Origin of the sequence: Bacteroides rodentium JCM 16496, from assembly GCF_000614125.1 — a bacterium.
Taxonomy (GTDB): Bacteria; Bacteroidota; Bacteroidia; order Bacteroidales; family Bacteroidaceae; genus Bacteroides; species Bacteroides rodentium.
In genome coordinates this window covers 1-3,308 of record NZ_BAKJ01000115.1, presented here as the reverse complement: position 1 = coordinate 3,308, position 3,308 = coordinate 1, and the positions used below count along the sequence as shown (strand labels likewise).

General features: G+C 42.0%; 2 protein-coding genes. Both read right to left on the bottom strand.

From position 1 onward, the window contains the following. A partial coding sequence (locus JCM16496_RS25355) for an AAA family ATPase (RefSeq protein WP_148301646.1) occupies positions 1-72 on the bottom strand: 72 nt, incomplete at its 3' end. Positions 73-472: 400 nt separating this feature from the next. After that, complete coding sequence (locus JCM16496_RS20810; protein ID WP_025836401.1) at positions 473-2,971, bottom strand: hypothetical protein; 2,499 nt, start codon at positions 2,969-2,971, stop codon at positions 473-475. Positions 2,972-3,308: the final 337 nt, after the last annotated feature.

The window sequence follows — 3,308 nt, the reverse complement described above, 5'->3', positions numbered from 1 at the left end:
GGTCTTGTCCACGTAGACATATCCGTCTTCACGAATCACGTCGAAGCTCTGTATTCCGATGGGATATTTCATAATGTCTTCTCCTTCTTCTTTTTTGGGGTCTGTTGCATTGTTGCAATGACAAATGTACGGAGAAAAGGACAAATAAAGAAAGTTTGGACGGAGAAAATAAAAGAGGAAGACTGCCGTTTAAGGCATACACCTAAAATATCAAGGGCAAAAAAATCCCCGATATCTGTCAAGGACATCGGGGATTTCCCATTATAGGCTTATCCGATTAAACGGACAATCAGCAATACGAAGTAAATTCATTATTTGCATCAGTTGATTGCTCTCAAGTCAGCTACTTCCAAAGGCGACCTACTTATGTGACATGGGAATGTGGCAATCGCAAACAAAGAATCCCCGTCTACACAAACAAAGTGTAAACGGGGATTCTATTTTAATTATAGGCTAATGTCTATACGGGAGATTAGTCTTTCCATTCACCGTAGTTCTCTACTTTGTTTGCGGGAACTTCTGCTTTTCCACCAGCATACAACTTGGCATTGGCACTGATAATAAGTTTACCATTGTTGATGCTCAATTTACCACGTGCATTGCTTGCTTTTCCAAGAGCAACAATTGTTTGAGCTGCAATGGTGGTTGTACCAGCTTCGATTTCCATATTCGCCCCTGTTGTTGTCGCAAAGCGCAATGTATTTTTAGCTCCACTTATAGTCAAATTTCCTTTAACCGTTACTTTTTCGATAGAAACAGTGATGTCGCTAGCTTCACCATCTTCGCCGGAAGGAATGGTGATAGTAGTTCCGTCCAAGATATCCAAACGTTTGGCATTACTATTCAATGTCAATTCAGCCAAATCGGTTGCAGATGTTTCGCCACTTATTTCGCAGAAAATCGTTTCATCAGCTTGCTTCTTGACATATTCACTACATATTGTGTTGTCAATTTCTCCGGTAGAACCTTGAGCGGTCATCAAACGGGCATTCTTGTCCATCATAACAATCAGAGCGTGTTCTTGACCACCGCTAAATCCGTTTACGATTCCGTTGATAACACCTGCGTTTTCGATGGAAGCACGGTAGATAAGAACGTCTTGGTTGTTGAATAAGCGTTTAGTTCCGTTCTTGATACCGTTGTTTGCAGCGGCTACGATAGAACCGGTAGTCGCTACCTTGATAGTACCACGGTTTTCACCCTTAGCGTCTTTCCAAGTACCGTTTACGTTGATTACGGCAGGAGAAGCGGCCTCTTTGGTTTCATTATCAATCTTGCCAAAGAACTCAACGGCTTCATTAATTGTCATGACACCTTTGTTATCAATTCCGCACTTATCCAATATAAGCTCAGATGCAATAATCATTTCACCATTATTCTTAAATTGATGATTGCCGATAGAATAGAAGCTTGTATTACCTTTCGCTTTCTTCAATGTCAGTTTTCCGTTGTTTACAAATTCGCAACTACTGAAATTGTATACAGCACCAGTCATTGTCATTTCTGCATTGTTTACAAACAATTTCGGAGCGACTCTTTCACCTTCGCTTGCTCCTGCGTTGAAGTTCTTAGCTACAGTCAGGTTTGCCTTATTGACAACAGTCATGTTTTCAGATATGATATTTACTCTATCGAAAGCATTTGCAGGAGCATCTTCCGGAATAGTTACAGTGGCTTTACCTTCAGCTTTCAAGTTCAGCGTCAAGTTGTCGTTCTTAAGAATATTGTAGATTTCTTTTGAAAGAACCACCTTGTCACCTACGATAGTAGCTTCCAAAGTAGTGGCAACGGATTGTTCCTTCTGCCAAGACATGATCAGTGCAAAGTCTTCGGTAGTAGAAACCGTGAACTTCGTCGGAGCAGAAATAGCCTCGTACGAGAATCCCATATCGATCAACATACCGTTATCGGGCTGGAAGTCGGTATAGGCGGCTTTTGTCCATACGTTATCAGACGGTGCGCCTGTCGGTTCCTGTTCCGGGTTCTTTTCATTCAAGTAAGTTCTTACTACACCCTTGTTCGTGTAGACGTACATCCACAGGGACTTGTTCGCACCACTAGCATTTGCATTATAGATACCGGCAGGAATAACAACGTAACCTGCTACCGTAGAACCACTTGACAACTCAAAATCGGGAATTTCTACAGAAATCTGATTGGCTGTAGTCTTATTGGTCATGCTGTAGTATTTTGCACCGTCAGCCAATTGATTGCTGTTCTGCTTGAATGTCGCACTTGTCGGGTCAACCTTCAAAGTGGTATTGAATGCTACAACAGTACCATCGTTGGTTACATCTGTGCTGTTGTTAACTTGTTTGAATGCCACTTTCTTAACCTTGATGGGTTGGGGAGAAGAGTAAGCGATGCGGAAAGCCGGATAAGCGAATACGGGCTTCATCTGCACGGACAAGTTGTCATGGTCTTCACGGTCGCCAGTAATGGCAGAGTGGCCCAGGAACAATTGGTTCTTGAGTACTGTCTGACGAGGATTCAAGCTGCCGTCTGCATTCTTCACAAGTTCCTGCTTGGAGTTAAGTTCTTGTTCGAAAGCGTTACGGTCGGTCATTTCCTTGTCGTACGGATAGTAGAAGAAGTAGTTACCTTCACTCATCAGTGCATTGTTCTCAAACTTCGTAGTTTCCGCATTGTAGTTGAACTTGTAGTTGGTGTGGATATAGTCAATGAACGTGAACCAATCAGCCCAGCTTTTTTGGGGATTCTGGTAGTCATCAGTGATTACATCCATCAAGCAAGCACCGAGTTGGTCTCCGGCAGTAAACACATATTTACCTCCATCAAGTGCCAAACGGGTGTCTGCACCAAAGTCAAAACCGACACAGGGAACGTCCACTGTGCGGCGGCCTTCCAACGGTGTACTTTCTACGTTGTTTTCAACGATAGCATCCTGCGCACACCCTGTCAGCAACAAGGCGGGTAATGCAAATGCGGTCAATAATTTTTTTGTTTCCATTTTGTTTAATAATAATTATTATTCGTGAATGTTTTCTCTATCAAATCGGGAAATTACCATCAGGGATGGATACTTCAAATCCCTTTTCCACTTCAACCTCCAGCACTTCCACAGCCGGAGCCACGTACATCATTTCTTTTTCCATGTTCATAATCGTAAATTAGTTGTTAATAATATAAATTGTTGTTTCTGTTTCACTATACTGTTGTTATTGCGCTTGTTGCCATACATTCGCCATTACTTATTGCTTATTATCCGAGGATTATATATAATAAGGTGTAATTAGTTGTCGAATTATCCTTATATATTAAGGTATAAAGCACTCTCTCAGCCCCGC

Coding starts and splice junctions, on each gene's coding strand:
- JCM16496_RS20810 (WP_025836401.1), bottom strand. CDS start 2,971: ATGGAAACAAAAAAATTATTGACCGCATTTGCATTACCCGCCTTGTTG.